This window comes from Paracoccus sp. PAR01 (assembly GCF_014851995.1).
Lineage (GTDB): Bacteria > Pseudomonadota > Alphaproteobacteria > Rhodobacterales > Rhodobacteraceae > Paracoccus > Paracoccus litorisediminis.
On sequence record NZ_JACVAW010000002.1, the window covers coordinates 49,022 to 67,562 of the forward strand.

General features: G+C 66.9%; 18 protein-coding genes and 1 tRNA gene. 11 read left to right on the top strand and 8 right to left on the bottom strand.

Annotation, left to right across the window (positions count from 1 at the left end; translation table 11 throughout):
• Position 1 precedes the first annotated feature (1 nt).
• A complete protein-coding gene (locus IB235_RS05335) occupies positions 2 to 1,270 on the top strand; it encodes a folylpolyglutamate synthase/dihydrofolate synthase family protein (protein WP_192335961.1) in 1,269 nt (422 codons plus the stop codon).
• A gap of 93 nt (positions 1,271 to 1,363) precedes the next feature.
• A complete protein-coding gene (locus tag IB235_RS05340) occupies positions 1,364 to 2,272 on the top strand; it encodes a Hint domain-containing protein (protein WP_192335962.1) in 909 nt (302 codons plus the stop codon).
• Between the two features lie 4 nt (positions 2,273 to 2,276).
• Here IB235_RS05340 and zapE read toward each other — a convergent pair whose 3' ends face one another.
• Together zapE and IB235_RS05350 are read right to left on the bottom strand one after the other, a co-directional pair.
• Positions 2,277 to 3,386, bottom strand: a complete 1,110-nt coding sequence (gene zapE, locus IB235_RS05345; protein WP_192335963.1) for a cell division protein ZapE — start codon at positions 3,384 to 3,386, stop codon at positions 2,277 to 2,279.
• Between the two features lie 65 nt (positions 3,387 to 3,451).
• The gene (locus IB235_RS05350; protein WP_192335964.1) at positions 3,452 to 4,765 is read right to left on the bottom strand and encodes an MFS transporter; all 1,314 of its coding nucleotides are present in this window, start codon (positions 4,763 to 4,765) and stop codon (positions 3,452 to 3,454) included.
• A 130-nt stretch (positions 4,766 to 4,895) separates the two neighbouring features.
• Between IB235_RS05350 and IB235_RS05355 the strand changes: the two genes are divergently transcribed.
• Complete coding sequence (locus IB235_RS05355) at positions 4,896 to 5,255, top strand: hypothetical protein (RefSeq protein WP_192335965.1); 360 nt, start codon at positions 4,896 to 4,898, stop codon at positions 5,253 to 5,255.
• Between the two features lie 72 nt (positions 5,256 to 5,327).
• Complete coding sequence (locus IB235_RS05360) at positions 5,328 to 5,546, top strand: hypothetical protein (RefSeq protein ID WP_155038583.1); 219 nt, start codon at positions 5,328 to 5,330, stop codon at positions 5,544 to 5,546.
• A 38-nt stretch (positions 5,547 to 5,584) separates the two neighbouring features.
• Here the strand turns inward: IB235_RS05360 and IB235_RS05365 are convergent, their stop codons facing one another.
• The 5 genes from IB235_RS05365 to IB235_RS05385 form a co-directional block, all read right to left on the bottom strand.
• Entirely contained in the window at positions 5,585 to 6,418 is an 834-nt protein-coding gene (locus tag IB235_RS05365) for a shikimate dehydrogenase (RefSeq protein WP_192335966.1), read from the bottom strand.
• Positions 6,419 to 6,587: 169 nt separating this feature from the next.
• Positions 6,588 to 6,663 (bottom strand) — tRNA-Thr (locus IB235_RS05370).
• Positions 6,664 to 6,717: 54 nt separating this feature from the next.
• Positions 6,718 to 8,454, bottom strand: coding sequence for a heme biosynthesis protein HemY (locus tag IB235_RS05375; protein WP_192335967.1), 1,737 nt, complete (start codon positions 8,452 to 8,454; stop codon positions 6,718 to 6,720).
• A gap of 12 nt (positions 8,455 to 8,466) precedes the next feature.
• Positions 8,467 to 9,888 (bottom strand): hypothetical protein, encoded by a 1,422-nt coding sequence (locus IB235_RS05380; RefSeq protein ID WP_192335968.1) that lies wholly within the window; start codon positions 9,886 to 9,888, stop codon positions 8,467 to 8,469.
• Positions 9,889 to 9,984: 96 nt separating this feature from the next.
• Positions 9,985 to 10,680, bottom strand: a complete 696-nt coding sequence (locus IB235_RS05385) for a uroporphyrinogen-III synthase (RefSeq protein ID WP_192335969.1) — start codon at positions 10,678 to 10,680, stop codon at positions 9,985 to 9,987.
• Positions 10,681 to 10,743: 63 nt separating this feature from the next.
• Here IB235_RS05385 and tsaD point away from each other — a divergent pair, with 63 nt between their 5' ends.
• The 5 genes from tsaD to IB235_RS05410 are packed head-to-tail and all read left to right on the top strand — an operon-like array spanning position 10,744 to position 15,263.
• On the top strand, positions 10,744 to 11,814 hold the full coding sequence (tsaD, locus tag IB235_RS05390) for a tRNA (adenosine(37)-N6)-threonylcarbamoyltransferase complex transferase subunit TsaD (protein WP_192335970.1): 1,071 nt from the start codon (positions 10,744 to 10,746) through the stop codon (positions 11,812 to 11,814).
• Positions 11,811 to 12,755, top strand: coding sequence for an NAD(P)H-dependent glycerol-3-phosphate dehydrogenase (locus tag IB235_RS05395; protein WP_192335971.1), 945 nt, complete (start codon positions 11,811 to 11,813; stop codon positions 12,753 to 12,755). The genes tsaD and IB235_RS05395 overlap by 4 nt, the downstream gene beginning before the upstream one ends.
• Positions 12,755 to 13,027, top strand: a complete 273-nt coding sequence (locus IB235_RS05400; protein ID WP_370576836.1) for a YciI family protein — start codon at positions 12,755 to 12,757, stop codon at positions 13,025 to 13,027. Before IB235_RS05395 ends, IB235_RS05400 begins: the two co-directional genes overlap by 1 nt.
• The gene (locus tag IB235_RS05405) at positions 13,027 to 13,452 is read left to right on the top strand and encodes an EVE domain-containing protein (protein ID WP_192336226.1); all 426 of its coding nucleotides are present in this window, start codon (positions 13,027 to 13,029) and stop codon (positions 13,450 to 13,452) included. Before IB235_RS05400 ends, IB235_RS05405 begins: the two co-directional genes overlap by 1 nt.
• A 20-nt stretch (positions 13,453 to 13,472) precedes the next feature.
• Positions 13,473 to 15,263, top strand: a complete 1,791-nt coding sequence (locus IB235_RS05410; protein ID WP_192335973.1) for an ABC transporter transmembrane domain-containing protein — start codon at positions 13,473 to 13,475, stop codon at positions 15,261 to 15,263.
• On the opposite strand, the gene IB235_RS05415 is transcribed toward IB235_RS05410, so the two are convergent.
• Positions 15,260 to 15,757 carry a CAP domain-containing protein gene (locus IB235_RS05415; protein WP_192335974.1) on the bottom strand — a complete coding sequence of 166 codons (498 nt, stop codon included), beginning with the start codon at positions 15,755 to 15,757 and terminating at the stop codon, positions 15,260 to 15,262. The genes IB235_RS05410 and IB235_RS05415 overlap by 4 nt on opposite strands.
• Positions 15,758 to 15,900: 143 nt before the next feature.
• Here IB235_RS05415 and lysM point away from each other — a divergent pair, with 143 nt between their 5' ends.
• Together lysM and IB235_RS05425 are read left to right on the top strand one after the other, a co-directional pair.
• Complete coding sequence (gene lysM / locus IB235_RS05420; RefSeq protein ID WP_192335975.1) at positions 15,901 to 16,482, top strand: peptidoglycan-binding protein LysM; 582 nt, start codon at positions 15,901 to 15,903, stop codon at positions 16,480 to 16,482.
• A 123-nt stretch (positions 16,483 to 16,605) separates the two neighbouring features.
• Positions 16,606 to 18,492 carry an acyl-CoA synthetase gene (locus tag IB235_RS05425; RefSeq protein ID WP_192335976.1) on the top strand — a complete coding sequence of 629 codons (1,887 nt, stop codon included), beginning with the start codon at positions 16,606 to 16,608 and terminating at the stop codon, positions 18,490 to 18,492.
• The last annotated feature ends 49 nt before the right edge of the window (positions 18,493 to 18,541 follow it).

Here is an 18,541-nt window from a genome sequence, read left to right on the forward strand (position 1 = left end):
GATGACCACATCCGACGCCATTCTCGCGCGGCTGATGCAGCTGCATCCCAAGGTCATCGACCTGTCTCTGGACCGGATGGAGCGTATCCTTGCGGCGCTGGGGAATCCCGAACGTCGCATCCCGCCCGTCATCCATGTCGCGGGCACCAACGGCAAAGGCTCGACGCAGGCGATGATCCGCGCCGGGCTTGAGGCGGCGGGCAAGCGCGTCCATGCCTATACCTCGCCGCATCTGGCGCATTTCCACGAACGCATCCGTCTGGCGGGAGAGCTAATCAGCGAAACCGATCTGGCCGCGACGCTTGAGGAATGCGAGGTCGCCAATGGCGGCCAGCCGATCACCTTTTTTGAGATCACCACGGCAGCGGCCTTTCTGGCCTTTTCGCGCGTCCCGGCCGATTTCACCTTGCTGGAGGTCGGCCTTGGCGGGCGGCTGGACGCGACGAATGTCATCGACGATCCGCGCCTGACCATCATCACCCCGGTCAGCATCGACCACACGCAATTCTTGGGCGACACCCTGCCCCAGATCGCGGGCGAAAAAGCCGGGATCATCAAGCGCAATGTGCCTTGCATCGTTGCCCCGCAGGCCCCCGAGGGTCGCCAGGTCATCGAGGCCCGCGCCGAGGCACTGTCGGCCCCCCTGCGCATCGCGCGGCAGGATTGGGACAGCTATTCCGAACATGGGCGATTGGTCTATTTCGACCAGAACGGTCTGATGGACCTGCCCTTGCCGAACCTTCCCGGCCCGCATCAGATCGTGAACGCGGGCACCGCCATCGCGGCGCTCCGCGAGCTGGGCTTTGGCGAAGCCGAAGCCACTGCCGCCGTCACCCGCGCCGAATGGCCCGCCCGGATGCAGCGCCTGACCCGCGGCCCCTTGGTCGAGGCGGCGGGCGATTGCGAATTGTGGCTGGATGGCGGGCACAACCCCGCCGGGGGCGAGGCCGTCGCCGCGACCCTTGCCGCCATGCCGCCGCGCCCGACCCATCTGGTCTGCGGTATGCTGAACACCAAGGATGTGGTCGGCTACATGCGCCCGCTTGCGCCGCATGTGCGCAGCCTGATCGCCGTCCCGATCCCCGGAGCCGAGGCCACCCTGCCCGCAGAGGCCACCGAACAGGCCGCGATCCATGCCGGTATGGTCGCCACGACCGCACCCGACACGCTGGACGCCGTCCGCCGCATCGCACTTGAGGAACCGGGCGCACGCATCCTGATCTGCGGCTCGCTCTATCTTGCGGGCGAGATCCTGCGCGACAACGGCTAAGGTCAGTCAGCCCCACTGCCCTTATGGGCAATTTGTGCATTTCCTCTTTAGCGGGATGCGTCAGCGATCTAAACTTCCTTTCAGGAGGAAGCCATGGCGATCGTTGAAATCACGCTATATGCGACCGAGGAGCAGGACGGCGTTGCGCAGTCCGACTCGACCCTCGTGACCCTGTCCATCGACGATGCGAATAATGACGGCGTCATCGATCGCGACGAATGGGCGGCCTATACCGGCAGCCCCAATGGCCAGATCGCGGGCGAAACCACGCCGCCCGCGCTATGGGCCGCGCATGGAACCGGCAGCGAGGTCAATGGCACGCTGTATACCCCCCACCCGTATGAGGAAGGCGACGACCTGACCGATCTGCTGGATGGGCTTAGCAAGTCGGATTATGGGCCGTCGATCGACGATCTGGACATCTGCTTTCTGGCCGGAACGCTGATCGCGACGCCGACCGGCGAACGTCCCGTCGAAACGCTACGCGCGGGCGATCTGGTGCTGACGCGCGACCACGGCCCGCAAATTCTGGTCTGGACCAGCTCCAGCCAAGTCAGCCGGGACATGCTGGACATCTCGCCCGACCGCCGCCCGATCCGGATCGAGGCAGGGGCGCTGGGGGATGGCCTGCCGCATCGCGCGGTCGAGGTCTCGGCCCAGCACCGGGTGCTGGTCTGCGTGAATGGACAGGAATACCTGATTTCCGCCCGGCACCTGATGAAGGCGGGCGTGCCGGGCATCGCCGCAAGACAGGATGATGCCCCCTTCACGCTGGTGCATATCGCCTGCGAAGATCACCAGATCGTGCTGGCCGAAGGCGCGGCGATGGAGACGTTCTTTACCGGCCCGATGGCGCTACGCGCGCTTGGCCTGCCGCAGCGGCTCAGCCTGACTCTGGCCTTTCCCGAACTGGCGCAGGGTCAGAATCCGATGACGCCTGCCCGGCCGTTCATCCGGCATCGCGACTATGCGCGCCTGCTGGGAAAACCGGTGCAGACCTGAGCTTTCAGGCCCGACCCCAATCCGCATCGCGCATTTCACGCAGGCGGCTGGCGGTGCGTTCGAATTCGAACGCGCCCTCGCCCTCGGCATAAAGTCGTTCGGGATCGTCGGCGGCGCTGGCGATCAGGCGCACGCGTGCCTCATACAGGGCGTCGATCAGGGTGACGAAGCGCTTGGCCTCATTGTAGTTCGACTGGCTCAGACGCGGGATGCCGTCGATGAACAGCAGATCCAGCGCCTCGGCCACGGCCAGATAATCCGCCGGGCCAAGGGGTTTGGCGCACAGATCCCAGAAACTGGCGCGCGCGATGCGTCCGACATGGCGGGGCAGCTCGACCTTGCGGCCCTTTACCTCAAGGATCAGCGGGCTGGCGCGCGCGCCGCTGGTTTCCTCGCGCCAGATCGCGTCCAGATGGCCATGCGCGATGCTGTCGGCAGGCGAGAACCAGACCTGCCCGCCCTCATCCCGGTTCTGGCGGTGATCGGTGGCGCTGACCAGCTCGATCACCTCCATCCGCTCGCGCAGCAGCCCGATGAAGGGCAGGAAAAGCTGGCGGTTCAGTCCGTTCTTGTACAGATCCTCGGGGACGCGGTTCGAGGTGGTGACGACGGTCACGCCCTCCTCCATCAGGATCTGGAACAGGCGACCCACGATCATCGCATCGGCAATGTCGGTGATCTGCATTTCGTCAAAGCACAGCAAGCGAACCTTCTGGGCGATGTCCTTGGCGACCGGGCGAACGGCGTCCTGCTGGCCGGTCTTGCGCACGGCCTCCAGCGCGGTCTGCACCTCTTGCATGAATTCGTGGAAATGGACGCGACGCTTGGCCGACAAGGGCGCGGCATCCATGACCAGATCCATCAGCATGGATTTGCCACGCCCGACCCCGCCCCACAGATAGACGCCCTTCAGCGCCGGCGCGGCAGCAGCAGGCTGACCACCCCCGATCAGCTTCGACAGCCAACCGGACTTTTGCGGCGGCTGCGGCGCGGGTGCTGCGCCCAGTTCGCGGACCAGCCGGTCAAGCGCAGGCAGAACACCGCGCTGCGCGGCATCAGGAGCAAGCAGGCCGTCGCGGACGCGGGCCTCATACAGTTCGGATACGGTCGCCATCCCGGTCCCTTGTCAAAATTCGCCCCGGCCTGCAAGGGCCGGGGTCCTGTGAATGTCGGACCGGATCAGCCGATAGCCTGATCGCGGGTCTCGGCGCGAATGAACAGGGTCGCAATGGCGGCCAGCAGCAGCAGCGCCGAAAACACCCCGATGGCAACGCCGAAACCCTGCGCCACCACCAGCCCCAGGGCCGAGGGCGCCAGCAGGCCGCCCACCCGCGCCACCGCGCTGGCCGTGCCCATGCCGGTGGCCCGCAGGCCGGTCGGGTAAAGCTCGGGGGTAAAGGCGTAAAGCGCACCCCATGTGCCCAGCAGCGCAAAGCTCATCAGCAGCAGCGCCAATGCGCTGGTCAGCGGGGTTGCGGCCAAGGTGAACAGGAAACAGCCCCCGGCGCTGAGGATCAGGAAGATCTGCAGCGTCCGTTTGCGACCCCATGCCTCGACCCCATGGGCGGCAAGGGCATAGCCGGGGATCTGCGCAATCGCCAACAACACAAGGAAGCCATAGCTTTTGACAAAGCCCGCACCGCCCGAGACCAGCTGCGAGGGCAGCCAGACAAAGACCCCATAATAGGACAGTGACACCAGAAACCACGTGGCAAAGACCGCGATGCTGCGGCGCTTCAATTCGGGGCCAAAGATGCCCTGCCCGGCTGCCGGCGCATCGGGTGCGACCAGCCGGACCTCAGGCGCAAGAGCGGGCGTGCCATTGCCGGTCAGGACGCGGTTGACGACGTTGCGGGCGCGCTCCTCATGGCCGCGGCGCAGCAGGAACATCGGCGATTCCGGCACCCATAGCCGCAGGAAGACACCGACCACTGCCGGCAATGCAGCCACGCCAAAGATCCAGCGCCATGCCTCGGTCGCGCCAGCCAGATGCGCGATCCATGCCGTCACGGCGATAAGGATCGTGCCGATGGCCCAGAAGCCCTCAAGCCAGACCAGCCAGCGGCCCCGGTTTTTTGGGGGCAGGAACTCGGCCATCAGCGCATAGTCGACGGGAAGCGTTCCGCCCACCGCCATCCCGGTCAGGAAACGCAGAGCCAGCAGCATGGTGAAATCCTGCGCAAAGGCCGAGGCCATGCCAAAGCCCGCATCGCACAGCACCGTCAGCAGCAGGACATTGCGCCGCCCGATCCGATCGGCGATGCGGCCAAACAGCGTCGCGCCCGCGAACATGCCCAGAAAGAACAACGTCCCGGTCTGCAGCGCCTGCGGGACCGTCAATCCGAAGCTGGCCGCGATCGAGGCCGCGGTGAAGCCGATCGCCAGCACCTGCATCGCGTCCGCAGCCCAGACCAGCCCAAAGATTCCCAGCAGCCGGCGCTGGAATCGCCCCGCCCCGCCCTGTGTCAGGGCCTGATCGACGGTCATCTGCATGCTGTTCCCCAATTCCGACTCGGAAAATTTGGCGACATATGTTCACAACTTCGCGGGCAATTCCACTGTAGGCGGGTCGCGGACGGCTGCAACGCTTGCCTTTGACCGGTCAAATGGGCGAAATCCCAGCATGACCGGGACAATGCATCCGCAGGACGACCACAGGGCACACCCGCTTCGGGTGTGGCTGGCGGCGCTTGCCGTGCTGGTGCTGGCCCTGCTGCCCGGTCCACATGCGCCACAGCACAGCCCCGATCTGAGCCAGCTTGTCGCGTCCGAACCGGCGCTGACCGGCCATCAGGGGCGCGAGCTGGTCTCAAGGCAGGACGCGGCGCAGTTCCGTCCGCTGCCGCCCGCCGCGTTGCCGCCCGGCGCATTGCCGCCACCGCCCCGATCGCCGCAAATCATTCTGCTGGCCGGGACAAAGCTGGCGCTGCCGCAATCGCGCAGCCCGCCGACCGCGCGGGCCCGCGCGCCTCCTCTGACCTGACGACCGCAATCCTTTTGCCTGCGTTCCACGTGGAATGCGGGCCTGACCCTTGCGTTCAATCAGGACATCTCCATGAACATCCAAAGCAACCTGCCGGACGAGAGCCGGACGACCCCGCCTGCCCACCAACCCCATGTCGTGGCCCCGCCGCCGCCCCGGCCCGATGATGACGGCCCCAACCCGATGGGCCAGACCACACAGCACCGTTCGCGCGGATCGGTCGCGCTGCATTGGCTGCTGATGCTGGGGGGCTTCGCAGCACTTGGGCTGCTGGGACAGCTGATCGGCTGAAATCGCAAGGGCGGTCCCGACCGGGCCGCCCATTCCGCCTAATAGCTGATCGCCGCCTGTTCGCGCAGCTCGGCGACCGAGGGGCGGCCAAAGCCAAAGAATTCCAGATAGGCCGGGATCTGTTCGAACAGCATATCGGTCCCGACCTGATAGCGGCAGCCCCTTGCGGCCGCAGCGGCAAGAAAGGGCGTCATCTCGGACTTCATCACCACCTCGCCCACAAAGGTCGAGGGATCGATGCGCTCCACATCCATCGGCAACGGATCATCGGGGTTCATCCCCAAGGGCGAGGCATTGACCACCAGCGCGAAACCGGCGGGATCATTCGAGCCGGTCACCACCGCCAGCGCCGGATAGGCAGCCTTCAGGCGGTCTGCCAAACCCTCGGCCATGGCGGCATTGGGATCGAACAACGCCAGCCGCGCCACCCCGGCCTTGGCCAATGATGCCGCGATGGCCGAGCCGACACCGCCACAGCCCACGACCAGCGCCGCGCGATCGGCCAGCTTTTGCCCCTTGCCCAGCACTCCGGCGACGAAACCTTCGCCGTCGAACATGTCGGCCTCAAGCAGCCCGTCCGCGCCCAGCCGCAACGCATTCACCGCCCCCGCAATCCGCGCGGTGACCGAGACCCGGTCGGCCAGCGCCACCGTCGCCACCTTATGCGGCATGGTGACCAGCGCGCCGTGGATGTTGGACAATCGGAACAGCAGCGGCAGGAAGGCGGCGTAATCCTCGGCCTTGCAGCCCATCGGCACGACCACGGCATCGATGCCACGATGGGCGAACCAGGGATTGTAGATCATCGGCGCCTTGAAGGTGCTTGTCGGGTAGCCAAGATGGGCGATCAGTTTCGTCGTTCCGCGGATCATGCCTTGCCTCGAACAGCCGGGACCATGCCGGCGAAGTCATCTGAAATTATGCAGGATGTCATACACTATTCAATGGCGACGTGATGCGTCGCTGATCGCCATTGATCGAGGGAGCAAAACGAAAAAGCCCCGCGACGGGTGCGACCGTCACGGGGCTTTTTCAGAAAAGTGGTGCCGGTGAAGGGACTCGAACCCCCGACCCCATCATTACGAATGACGTGCTCTACCAGCTGAGCTACACCGGCACTTTCCTTGTGCCGCGCCGGATAGCAGGTTCCGGCGCGGGCGAAAAGGGGGTGTCAGTATTTTTTCCCCATGACACGCGGATCATCCTCGGGCGGCTCGACATCGGGGCGCACCGGAAGGATGTCGGCATCCCCGGCAATGCGGGATTTGACCGGGGCCTCGGGGACCGGCGCGGCCTGAACGACCACCGGGCGCGGCGGCGCGGGCGGGGCCTCTGGTTCCGGATCGGTCACGGTCATCGCGGGCTCCGCCTCGGCAGGACGGGGCGGACGGCGGTAATCCGATTCGCGCGGAACCATGCCGGGCGCGACATCCGGGATCTCGTCCGCGATGACATCGGCAACCGGGCTTTTGGTCTCGGGGACCGGAGCAGCGGCGGGCGCAGCCTCCTTGGCTGCCGTCGGCAGCGGACCAACCAGCAGGGGCAGCATCTCGACCCCGTTCGGCACGATCCCGGCGCTGGCCGCGGCCCTTTCCGGCTCGCGCCAGGTCAGGGTGTCGAAACCACCGCAGCTGTCGCAGACCGGAGCCCAGTCGCCCATCACGTTATGGCACTTGTCGCAGACCCATTGCGGGCCGCGGCTGGCGACCAACGCCCGGGCAAGGATGCCCCGCACCACGGCGTCATCCGAGCCTTCGCCACGTTCGATCGCCGCCTGAATCGACAGCGAGCGCACGGTTGGATGCTTCTGCGCCAGATCACCCAGCGCGCGGCGGGCACCGGGGAAATCCTCGGCGGCCAGCAGCAATTCGGCGCGCAGCAGCTTGGTTTCCTCGTGATCGGGGTTCTGCTTCATCAGATCCTCGAAGCGACGCAGCCGCGCGGCGGGCGTCTCATCGGGGACGATCTCGGCGAAGGTCGCGGCGATCGAGGGATGCGGACGCACGTTCCAAGTCTTTTGCAGCACGCGGGCGGCGTTCTTGCGGTCGTTCTGCGCGATATAGCTGCGCGCCGCCAGAACCGAGGCCGGGATCAGGTCCGGGCTGGCCTTGTTGGCGGAAATCGCGGCCTCGCGGGCACTGATCGAATTGCCCTCGGCCAGCACCTCGCTGGCCTCTTTCAGCGCCAGCACCGCATCGCGGCGGATATGCACATCCTTGGGCAGCGCGCCTTGCTTGCGCTTGTCCTTCAGCACCGCGCGCGCACCCTTCCAGTCGCCCTCACGGGTCTGGAGTTGCAGCAGCGTGTCCTGAACCTCGGCATGCTTGGGTTTCAGCGCATAGGCCTTTTCGGCCAGCTTCAGTGCAGTGGCGGTGTCGCCCTGATCCAGCTTCTGGCGCATCAGACCGCGGATGCCCACGAAGCGGGTGCGATCGTCATCAAGCAGACGGCGATAGACCTCGGCAGCCTTGCGGTTGTCCCCCGCGACCTCGGCAGCCTGCGCGGCCAGAAGGTCGGTCAGATGCGGCTTGCCCAGGAATTTCGCGGCCTTGGCGGCCTTGTCCTGTGCCAGACGCCCCTCGCCCGAGGCGACGGCCAACATGCCTTCGGACAGCGCGTCAAAACCCTTACGCTCGCGCGAGCGGGCGAAATAGCGGTTCACCGCAGTCTCATCGCCCATCAGGAAGCGGATGAAGGCCAGCGTGATACCGACCAGCTTGACCAGCAGCCAACCGGTCAGGAACAGCACGACCAGCCCGACCAGCGCCTGAACCGGACCCAGCGTGTATTCGACCCCGTCATAGACCATGCGCAGGCCATGACCATGTTCGGCCAGTTGCACCGCGCCCAGCGTGACCGCCAGAATGATTGCGAAGAAAATCAGGATCTTCAAAGCAGAAAGCAGCATATCGAGAACCCCTTACTTTCCGCTTGCGACCAGATCGGCCAAGGCGGCATTGGCCTCGACCCATTGCTGGGCGCGGGTGGTCCAAGCCGACATAGCCTGCTGGCCGGTCGGGGGCAGAGCCGCGATTTCCGCCAGCGCCCCCTTGAGATCGCCCGCCTCGACGGCGGCATTGGCGCGCGACAGGACGGCATCGGGATCATTGCCCTCGCGCGGCTCGACCGAACGTGCGCCGGTCTGAACGCGCAGGAAATTCCCGATCATGCCCATCGCGCCCTCATCGGCGGCCACCGCATCCAGCGATGCCCGCAGCCCCTCGCGCGCGGCGGGGGCAAATTCGGCGCGCAGCGTATCCAGACGCGGCACATCGCCGGTCAGGATGGCGGGAACGGTCACGCCCGCCGCCGACAACTCGGCCAGCGCCTGATCGCGCGGTCCGCCGTTTTCGATGGCGGCCTTCAGTGCGGCAGCTGCCGTCGCGCTTTGAGCGCGGCGAGTGGCGGCCTCGGTGCTTTGCTGCAGGTCTTCGGCCTGTTTCACCAGCGTCTGGACCTGCTCGGCCGTGGTCGGATCGACGGCGGGACGCGCGGCCAGTTCGTCGATACGGGCCTGCTGCGCGGTCACCCGGGCGGCCAGTTCGTCCAGCGCGGCCTGCGAGACCCCGGCGGGTTGCGGCTGCACCAGCGGGACGGGCGCGCCGCCTTCGGATGCGGGGCGGTTGGCAAGTTCGGTCAAGGTCGCCTCAAGCGCCGAGATCCGGCCGGTCAGCTCGGTCGGGATCTCGACCGTCGAGGCGGCGGCAGCAGGCCGGGCGGCTTCGGCATCGGCCAGCGCCTGACGCGCGGCATCGGTCCCGGCATCGGCGGCACGCTTGCCCAGCGCATCAAGCTGCGCGGTGACTTCGGCACGCGCGGCCTCGGTTGCGGCGCTGCGGGCGGCGTCAAGCTGGGCCTCGGGGGCGATGGTTTCGACCGCGCCGGGACGCCAGGCCTCGGGCAGATGCGGAATCGCCCAATAGGTGGCGGCAGCGCCAAGCCCGGCCGCGACCACGCCGCCAAGGAAGGTGGGGAAGAAGCCGACCTTGCGGACCTCGACGCGGGGCTCGGGTTTGGCGACCGGTTTGGGGGCATCACGCTGAGGCGTCGCAGCCGCGGCAGGCTCGGGGCGGCTGACCGGAGGCACGGGGCTGGCCGCTGCGACCGCAGCCGACTTGGCGGGCTCGTCCGCAGGGGCGGTGCGCTTGGCAGCGGCGGGCGTTTGCGACCCCGCGCCGACCAGCGTCGATTCGATCACCGGCTTCGGCGTCGCAGCTGCGGTGTCGGGACCCTTGCCCGCCTCGACCGCGCGGTTTTCCACCACGGCGGCCTCGGCCGGTTTCTTCCTGTCCTTTCGGGGGGTTGCGGCGGCTTCGCGCGTCTTGTTCTGAGGTTCTTTCACGATGCTTCCCCGTTCCTTTTCGGCCTGATGCCCGCTTTGCCGCCGGGCCGCGTCCCGCGTCGGGACGGCACAGCATGGCATGTCTTCGCGGGCAGTCTAATCGCCGCCCGACTGCGCCTCAACCCGCCGTGGTTTCCCCGGTTCCCCGGTCAGCAGGCTTTCGACCGCGGCCTGCATCCCTGCCGCATCCGGCGTCAGTGCGGTGACCGATCGCGCAAGCCCGGCACGCCAGCCGACCCGCGCCGCATCACTGATCGCAGCCAGCCAGATCGGCGCGCGAGCACCGCTTGCCCAGTCCGACACCAGCCGGCTTGAGCGGGGCGAAAACACCGGCAGGATCACCGGCCCCGCCCCGGCCAGCAATGCCTCCGCCTGGACCGAGGGCGGCAAGGGCTGCTGATCATAGACGACCATGCCCGGAACCGGCAGTTCCTTGGCGATATGCGCCCCATGCGGATGTATCCAGCCCGTCCCCAAGCCCGTCAGCAGCGGCATCATGCGCGCCGCGTCGCCCGGTCCCTCGGTCACGGCAAACCCGGCCGCGCGCGCCGCCTGACCGGTCGCGGGACCGACGCAGATCGCGGGCCTGCCCCGCCCCGGCCCGGCAGCAGGAACCGCATGGACCGAGGTAAAGACCAGCCCCGCCGCCGCCGACAGCGCCGCCGCGTCATGCACCACCGGCACAATCCGCAGGACCGGGGAAATCACCACCGTCAGCCCCAGATGCGCCAGCCCTGCGGCAAAGCGTCGCGAGGCGTCCTCGGGGCGGGTCAGCAGAAGGCTTGGCGGCATGGCAATCGCTCTGCTCTGGTGCTACTGGAACATGCCTAGGCCCTTGGCCGGGCAGGAACAAGGATGAGCATGGCACTGACGTTTCTGGGCATCGAGAGCAGCTGCGACGACACGGCCGCCGCCGTGGTACGCGAGGATGGCACGATCCTCGCCTCGGTCGTGGCCGGCCAGACGGAACTGCATGCCGATTTCGGCGGCGTCGTCCCCGAGATCGCCGCCCGCGCCCATGCCGAGAAACTGGATATCTGCGTCGAACAGGCGCTGGCCGAGGCGGGCGTCGCGCTGACCGATCTGGACGGAATCGCCGTCACTGCCGGACCCGGCCTGATCGGCGGGGTGCTGGCGGGCGTCATGCTGGCCAAGGGGCTGTCCGCCGGGACCGGCCTGCCGCTGGTCGGCGTCAACCATCTGGCGGGCCATGCCCTGACCCCGCGCCTGACCGATGGCGTGGAATATCCCTATCTGATGCTGCTCGTCTCGGGCGGGCATTGCCAGTTCCTGTCGGTCAAAGGCCCTGAGGACTTCACCCGCCTTGGCGGCACCATCGACGACGCGCCCGGCGAGGCCTTCGACAAGGTGGCCAAGCTTCTGGGCCTGCCCCAGCCCGGCGGCCCCTTTGTCGAAGCCGCAGCCAGCCGCGGCAATCCCAAGCGCTTCGCCCTGCCGCGCCCGCTTCTGGACCGGCCCGGCTGCGACATGAGCTTTTCCGGCCTGAAAACCGCAGTTCTGCGCCAGCGCGACCAGCTGACCGAGGCGCAGGGCGGGCTGCATGAGAAGGATCGCGACGACATCTGCGCGGGCTTTCAGGCCGCCGTCGCCGATGTTCTGGCCGAAAAGACCCGCCGCGCGCTGGCGGCCAGCCCCGCGCCCACGCTGGCGGTGGCAGGCGGCGTTGCCGCGAACCAGACCCTGCGCGCCGCCCTGCAAGCCGTCGCAGCCGAGGCCGGGGCCGCCTTCGTCGCCCCCCCGCTGCGGCTTTGCACCGACAATGCCGCGATGATCGCATGGGCCGGGATCGAGGCCTATCAATCGGGTCACCGCGACGGCATGGACATGGTCGCCCGTCCGCGCTGGCCTCTGGACCAGAAATCCGCCCCGATGCTGGGCGCGGGCAAACGTGGAGCCAAGGCATGAGCGTCGCCGTCATCGGCGCGGGCGCCTTTGGGACCGCGCTTGCCGTGACCTTGGCCAGCAAGGCCCCGGTCACGCTATGGGGCCGCGAGATAGACTGGGCGGGGACGCGCGAAAACCCGCGCCTGCCGGGCGTGGCCCTGCCGCCCGCCCTGCATGTCACCGATGATCTGGACCAGATCCGGGCCGAAACCGTGCTGCTGGCTTTGCCCGCGCAGGTTCTGGGCAGCTTTCTGACCCGGAATGCCGGGCTTTTGAACGGCCGCAATCTGGTCAGCTGCGCCAAGGGCATCGACCTGACCACCCTGACCGGGCCCTCCGCATTGATCGCGTCGACCTGCCCGGATTCCAAGGTGGCCGTGCTGACCGGACCCAGCTTTGCCGCCGATATCGCGCGCGGCCTGCCTACAGCGCTGACGCTGGCCTGCGCGGATGGCCGGGCGGGGCACCAGTTGCAGCACGACCTGTCGACCCCGACGCTGCGGCTTTACCGCACCACCGATGTGACCGGCGCAGAACTGGGCGGAGCCTTGAAAAACGTCATTGCCATCGCGGCGGGCGCGGCCATTGGTGCGGGCTATGGCGACAGCGCGCGGGCCAGCGTCATCACCCGCGGCTTTGCCGAGATGACCCGACTGGCGACGGCCCTTGGCGCGCGCCCCGAGACGCTGACCGGCCTGTCCGGCCTTGGCGATCTGGTCCTGACCTGCACATCCGAACAATCGCGCAATTTCCGCTATGGCCTTGCCCTAGGCGCGGGCCGCGACTTTGCCGCCGGCACCACCGTTGAGGGTGCTGCCACCGCCCGCGCCGCCGCAGCCTTGGCCCCGCGTCTGGGCGTGGACCTGCCGGTCTCGCAACTGGTCGCAGGTCTTGCCGAGGGCCGCGTCGCCATGGAACATGCGCTCGACATCCTGCTGAACCGCCCATTGAAGGAAGAATGATGCCCCTTTTCGCCGTCATTTGCCGCGACAAGCCCAACCATCTGCAAATCCGCATGGAAACCCGTGAACGCCACCTCGCCTATCTGGCCGAGACCGGGGTCGTGCAATTCGCCGGTCCCTTCATCGAGGGCGGCTCGCCCATCGGCTCGCTTCTGGTGATCGAGGCTGAAAACCGCGAGGCAGCGGGCGCTTGGGCCGCCAAGGATCCCTATACGCAGGCTGGGCTGTTCGCCTCGGTCGAGGTGATCGAATGGCGCAAGGTGATCGGCTGATGGCTTACTGGCTGTTCAAATCCGAACCCGATGTCTTCAGCTTCGACGACCTGATCGCCAAGGGCGACAAGGGCGAGCAATGGGATGGCGTGCGCAACTATCAGGCCCGCAACAACATGCGCGCCATGAAGCTGGGCGATCGCGGGCTGTTCTATCATTCGAATATCGGCAAGGAAGTCGTCGGCATCTGCGAGGTGGTGGCGCTGGCCCATCCCGACAGCACCTCTGACGATCCGAAATGGGAATGCGTCGACATCAAGGCGGTGGCGCGGGTCGTGCGCCCGGTGACGCTGGACGATGCCAAGGTCGAGCCGCGCCTGTCGAATATGGTGCTGGTCAACAATTCGCGCCTTTCCGTCCAGCCCGTCGCGGATGACGAATGGGACGTGGTCCTTGAACTGGCGGGCGGAACCCGCGCGCTCTGATCGGGACCAAGGGAGGAAACATGGCACGCGGCCCCAAGGTCATAGAAGACCGTCCGACGACGAAACGCATTGGCGCATTGCGTGCGCTGTGGCCCTTTATCCGGCCCTATCGCGGGCTGCTGGCTGCGGCGATGGTGGCGCTGGCCGTCACGGCCGGGATCAGCCTGACCCTGCCCTTGGCGGTGCGCCGGGTCGTGGACGGGTTTGATGCCGGCGCGCATCTGCTGGACCAGTATTTCGGCGCGGCACTGGCCATCGTCGCGGCCTTGGCCGTGGGGACAGGGATGCGCTACTACCTGGTCACCCGACTGGGTGAGCGGGTCGTGGCCGATATCCGCAAGGCGGTGTTTGATCGGGTCATCACCCTTAGCCCCGCCTTCTATGAACGCGTCCTGACCGGCGAGATCATCAGCCGCATCACCACCGACACGACGCTGATCCAGTCGGTGATCGGGTCCTCGGTGTCGATCGCGCTGCGCAACTTCCTGATCCTGATCGGCGGCATGGTCATGCTGGTCTGGACCTCGGCCAAGCTGTCGGGGCTGATGCTTGTGCTGGTCCCGGTCATCGTCATCCCCATCGTCGTGCTGGGCCGCAGGCTGCGGGCGCTGTCGCGTGAAAATCAGGACTGGATCGCGCAAAGCGCCGGTTCCGCCTCCGAGGCGCTGCTGTCCGCCCAGACAGTTCAGGCCTTCACCCATGAAGGCCCGACCCGGCAGCGTTTCCGCGACGTGACCGAGAAATCCTATGCCTCGGCCATGAAACGGGTCGGCACGCGCACGGTGATGACGGTGATCGTCATCTTCCTGATCTTCTCGGGCGTGCTGGGCGTGTTGTGGATCGGGGCGCGCGACGTGCGGCTTGAGACGATGACCGTCGGCGGGCTGGTGCAATTCGTGATCTATGCCGTGCTGGTCGCGGGCGCGGTCGGCGCGCTTTCGGAAATCTGGGGCGAGCTTCAGCGCGCCGCTGGTGCGACCGAGCGCCTGACCGAGCTGCTGAGCGCCGAGGACAATCTGACCGACCCCACCAACCCGGTGGCCCTGCCCCGCCCGGCGCGCGGACAGATCGGCTTTGCCGACGTGACCTTCCATTACCCGTCCCGGCCCGATGTCTCGGCGCTGGAAGGGATCACGCTGGACATTGCGCCGGGTGAAACCGTGGCGCTGGTCGGGCCCTCGGGCGCAGGCAAGACCACGATCATCCAGTTGCTGCTGCGCTTCTGGGACCCGGCCTCTGGCACCGTCAGCATCGACGGGATCGACTTGCGCGACATGGCGCGGGCCGATTTCCGCCGCGACATCGCACTGGTCCCGCAGGAGCCGGTGATCTTTGCCGCATCGGCCCGCGACAATATCCGCTTTGGCCGCCCGGACGCCACCGATGCCCAGATCGAGGCCGCCGCCCGCGCCGCCCATGCCCATGACTTCCTGATGGCCCTGCCCGAGGGCTATGACGCCCAGCTTGGCGAACGTGGCGTGATGCTGTCCGGTGGCCAGCGCCAGCGCATCGCCATCGCCCGCGCCATCCTGCGCGACGCGCCGATCCTGCTGCTGGATGAGGCAACCAGTGCCTTGGACGCCGAATCCGAGCGTCTGGTGCAAGCGGCAGTGGATCAGCTGTCGCGCGACCGCACCACGATCATCGTGGCGCACCGCCTTGCCACGGTGAAAAAGGCCGACCGCATCGTCGTCTTTGATCATGGCCGCATCGTCGCCCAAGGGCGGCATGAGGAACTGGTGACCGAAGGCGGGCTTTACGCGCGCCTTGCCCGGCTGCAATTCACCGAAGGCATGCAGGAGGCCAGCTAGCGCGGCGCGGCATAGACGGCGGACCAGTAGACGGTCCGCCCATCCGCGCCAACCGCCCGGCCAATGCCGAAATCACGCACCTGCGGGATCAGAATATTCGCGGCATGGCCGCGCGATCCCGCCCATGCAGCCATCGCCTGCCCCTGCGAGAAAGGCCCGGCGGCGATGTTTTCAGCGATGATGCGCGGCGCATAACCTGCCGCCTTGGCCCTCTGCTTCGGGCCCGCGCTTGTGCTGCCCTTGTGGGTCATGGTCCCGCGCCGGGCCATGTCGCAGGCATGGGCCGCAGCAATCTGCGCCAGCCGCGCATTGGGGGCAAGCGGTGCCAGCCCCTTGCCCTTGCGCATCGCATTGCTGGCCTGCGCGGCCGCGCCATTCTGCGCGTTACTGGTCGGCTGACAGGTCGCTGCCGCCTGAGCACTGCCCACCGCGACCGTACAGACGGCCAGCAGCGACAGGGTGATCGCGCCAAGCGCGGTTCGGGTCTTGGTCATTTTCATGCCCCGCGACATGGGACCTTTGGCCTTAGATGGAAAGCTTGGCTGCGACAGAAAGCCCCACCACCCGCCACATGTGGCAAGGAACCGCCCACAGAAATGCGCGTTTCCTTGCCGCACCAACGCGGAAAGGACGGAACATGGCTATCTGGGACTTCGTGAAGGACGCCGGCAAGTCGATCTTCGGCTCTGAGGCACATGCAGAGGAAGCGCCGAAAACCCCGGCCGCAGCAGCCCCCACCCCCGAGGATGAGACCAACCGCAAGGTTGCCGCCCTCAAGCAGGAACTGGCCGAGCTGGGCCTGACCTCGAAGGATGTCCACCTGACGCTGCGCGGCAGCGACACGGTCGTGATCAAGGGCAAGGCCCGCGATCAGGAGACCATGGAGAAGCTGATCCTTGCCGTGGGCAACATCAAGGGCATCGCCCATGTCGAACTGGCCGAGGAACCGAAACCCGCAGGCTTCGGGGCCGCCAATGCCGCGCCGCCGCCCTCGGGTGCGCCGGGCGGGGCCGAAATGACGCCGACCCAGACCGCGCCTGCAGCCTTCAAGCCCCCGGTCTTCCATACCGTCAAGAAGGGTGAAACGCTTTCGGCCATCGCCAAGGAATATCTGGGCAGCGCGAACCGCTATCCCGAGATCTTTGAGGCGAACAAACCCATGCTGAGCGACCCCGACAAGATCTATCCGGGTCAGAGCCTGCGCATTCCGCAGGCCTGATCACAGGCTGACGTGGCGTATACCACCCCTCCGGGCGGGGGTTCTGCCCTTGCCCGGCACCTGCTTTTCGGAACATTCTCCTGCTCCGGGGGAACACCCGCTGGACGACTGGGAGGAGAGTTCATGGCCAAGTTCGCAAACGCCGCCGATCGCCGTGCGATCGAGGCAGAGATGCCCTATGAGGAAAGGGGCGTTCCGGGCTCGGTTTACCAGATGCTCAGCCAGACACGCGACCGCTTCCCGGACCGTCCGGCCATCAGCTTCCAGCTTTTCTCGGAGCCGGGGTCCAAGGCCATCACCCTGACCTGGAGCGAGCTGCACGAACGAGTGACCGAGACCGCGAACCTGTTCCGCAGCCTTGGCGTCGGGCCGGGCGACGTGGTGGCCTATCTGCTGCCTAATACGATCGAGACCCCGATCGTGCTGCTGGCCGGGGCGACGGCGGGGATCGTGAACCCGATCAACCCTCTTCTGGACGCCGAGCATATCGCGGGCATCCTGCGCGAGACCAAGGCCAAGGTGCTGGTCACGCTGAAGCCCTTCCCGAAATCCGACGTGGCCCAGAAGGCGGCCGAGGCCGTGGCGCTGGCCCCGAACGTCAAGACCGTGCTGCAGGTCGATCTGCGCGGCTACCTGTCGGGGCTGAAGCGGCTGGTTGTCCCCTTCATGCGTCCAAAGCTGACGGTCCAGAACAAGGCGAAGTATCTGGATTTCGATGGCGCGGCCAGCGCCCAGCGGCACAACCGCCTGATCTTCGAGGAACCCGAGGACGACCGCGTCGCCGCCTATTTCCATACCGGTGGCACCACCGGCACACCCAAGGTCGCCCAGCACAAGCAATCGGGCATGGTCTATAACGGCTGGCTCGGCTCGACATTGCTGTTCGATCATCAGGACGTGCTGATGTGCCCGCTGCCGATGTTCCACGTCTTTGCGGCCTATCCGGTGCTGATGTCCTGCGTGGCATCCGGGGCGCAGCTGGTCATGCCGACCCCGGCTGGCTATCGCGGCGAAGGCGTGTTCAAGAACTTCTGGAAGCTGATCGAGCGCTGGGAAGCGACCTTCCTGATCACCGTTCCGACCGCAATCTCGGTCCTGATGAGCAAACCGGTCGATGCCGATGTGTCGTCGCTGAAAATGGCGATCTCGGGTTCGGCGCCCCTGCCTATCGAGCTTTACAACCGCTTCAAGGCCGCGACCGGGGTCGAGATTTCCGAGGGCTACGGCCTGACCGAGGCGACCTGTCTGGTGTCCTGCAATCCGGTCGGTGGGCTGAAGAAGGTGGGCTCGGTCGGGATTCCCCTGCCCTATACCCATGTCCGAATCCTGCGCCGCACCCCCGAGGGCTATCACGAATGCGCCACGGATGAGATCGGCGAAATCTGCATCGCCAGCCCCGGTGTCTATGAGGGCTCGACCTATACCGAGGCCGACAAGAACCACGAGCTTTTCGCCGAGGACCGTTTCCTGCGCACCGGCGATCTGGGACGGATCGACGGCGACGGCTATCTGTGGATCACCGGCCGCGCCAAGGACCTGATCATCCGCGGCGGCCATAATATCGACCCCGCGATGATCGAGGACGCGCTGGTCTCGCATCCGGCGGTCGCCTTTGTCGGGGCGATCGGCCAGCCCGACGCCTTTGCCGGGGAACTGCCCTGCGCCTATGTCGAACTGGTCCCCGGCGCCGGGGTTTCGGCCGAGGACCTGCTGGCCCATGCCCGCGACCATATCCCTGAACGCGCGGCGGTCCCGAAACATATCGAGATCCTGTCGGAACTGCCCAAGACCGCCGTCGGCAAGATCTTCAAGCCTGACCTGCGCAAGCTTGCCATCCGCCGGGTTTACGGCGAGGCGCTGGAGAAGGCTGGTCTGGCCGTGACCGTGCTCGAGGTGATCGACGACAAGAAACGCGGCCTGGTCGCCCGGCTGGCGCGGCAGGGCGCGGTGGATGACAAGGCCGTGGCGGATTGCCTGGGCCAGTTCACGCTGCCCTGGGAATGGGCATGATCGCAGTGCGCTGAAGCGCACCCTACGGCGTCCCCGCGTGTTAGGCGGA

Excerpts from the sequence above, each read along its gene's own strand:
- IB235_RS05335 (WP_192335961.1), top strand. The coding sequence starts at position 2 with ATGACCACATCCGACGCCATTCTCGCGCGGCTGATGCAGCTGCATCCC.
- IB235_RS05340 (WP_192335962.1), top strand. The coding sequence starts at position 1,364 with ATGGCGATCGTTGAAATCACGCTATATGCGACCGAGGAGCAGGACGGC.
- zapE (WP_192335963.1), bottom strand. The coding sequence starts at position 3,386 with ATGGCGACCGTATCCGAACTGTATGAGGCCCGCGTCCGCGACGGCCTG.
- IB235_RS05350 (WP_192335964.1), bottom strand. The coding sequence starts at position 4,765 with ATGCAGATGACCGTCGATCAGGCCCTGACACAGGGCGGGGCGGGGCGA.
- IB235_RS05355 (WP_192335965.1), top strand. The coding sequence starts at position 4,896 with ATGACCGGGACAATGCATCCGCAGGACGACCACAGGGCACACCCGCTT.
- IB235_RS05360 (WP_155038583.1), top strand. The coding sequence starts at position 5,328 with ATGAACATCCAAAGCAACCTGCCGGACGAGAGCCGGACGACCCCGCCT.
- IB235_RS05365 (WP_192335966.1), bottom strand. The coding sequence starts at position 6,418 with ATGATCCGCGGAACGACGAAACTGATCGCCCATCTTGGCTACCCGACA.
- IB235_RS05375 (WP_192335967.1), bottom strand. The coding sequence starts at position 8,454 with ATGCTGCTTTCTGCTTTGAAGATCCTGATTTTCTTCGCAATCATTCTG.
- IB235_RS05385 (WP_192335969.1), bottom strand. The coding sequence starts at position 10,680 with ATGCCGCCAAGCCTTCTGCTGACCCGCCCCGAGGACGCCTCGCGACGC.
- tsaD (WP_192335970.1), top strand. The coding sequence starts at position 10,744 with ATGAGCATGGCACTGACGTTTCTGGGCATCGAGAGCAGCTGCGACGAC.
- IB235_RS05395 (WP_192335971.1), top strand. The coding sequence starts at position 11,811 with ATGAGCGTCGCCGTCATCGGCGCGGGCGCCTTTGGGACCGCGCTTGCC.
- IB235_RS05400 (WP_370576836.1), top strand. The coding sequence starts at position 12,755 with ATGCCCCTTTTCGCCGTCATTTGCCGCGACAAGCCCAACCATCTGCAA.
- IB235_RS05405 (WP_192336226.1), top strand. The coding sequence starts at position 13,027 with ATGGCTTACTGGCTGTTCAAATCCGAACCCGATGTCTTCAGCTTCGAC.
- IB235_RS05410 (WP_192335973.1), top strand. The coding sequence starts at position 13,473 with ATGGCACGCGGCCCCAAGGTCATAGAAGACCGTCCGACGACGAAACGC.
- IB235_RS05415 (WP_192335974.1), bottom strand. The coding sequence starts at position 15,757 with ATGACCAAGACCCGAACCGCGCTTGGCGCGATCACCCTGTCGCTGCTG.
- lysM (WP_192335975.1), top strand. The coding sequence starts at position 15,901 with ATGGCTATCTGGGACTTCGTGAAGGACGCCGGCAAGTCGATCTTCGGC.
- IB235_RS05425 (WP_192335976.1), top strand. The coding sequence starts at position 16,606 with ATGGCCAAGTTCGCAAACGCCGCCGATCGCCGTGCGATCGAGGCAGAG.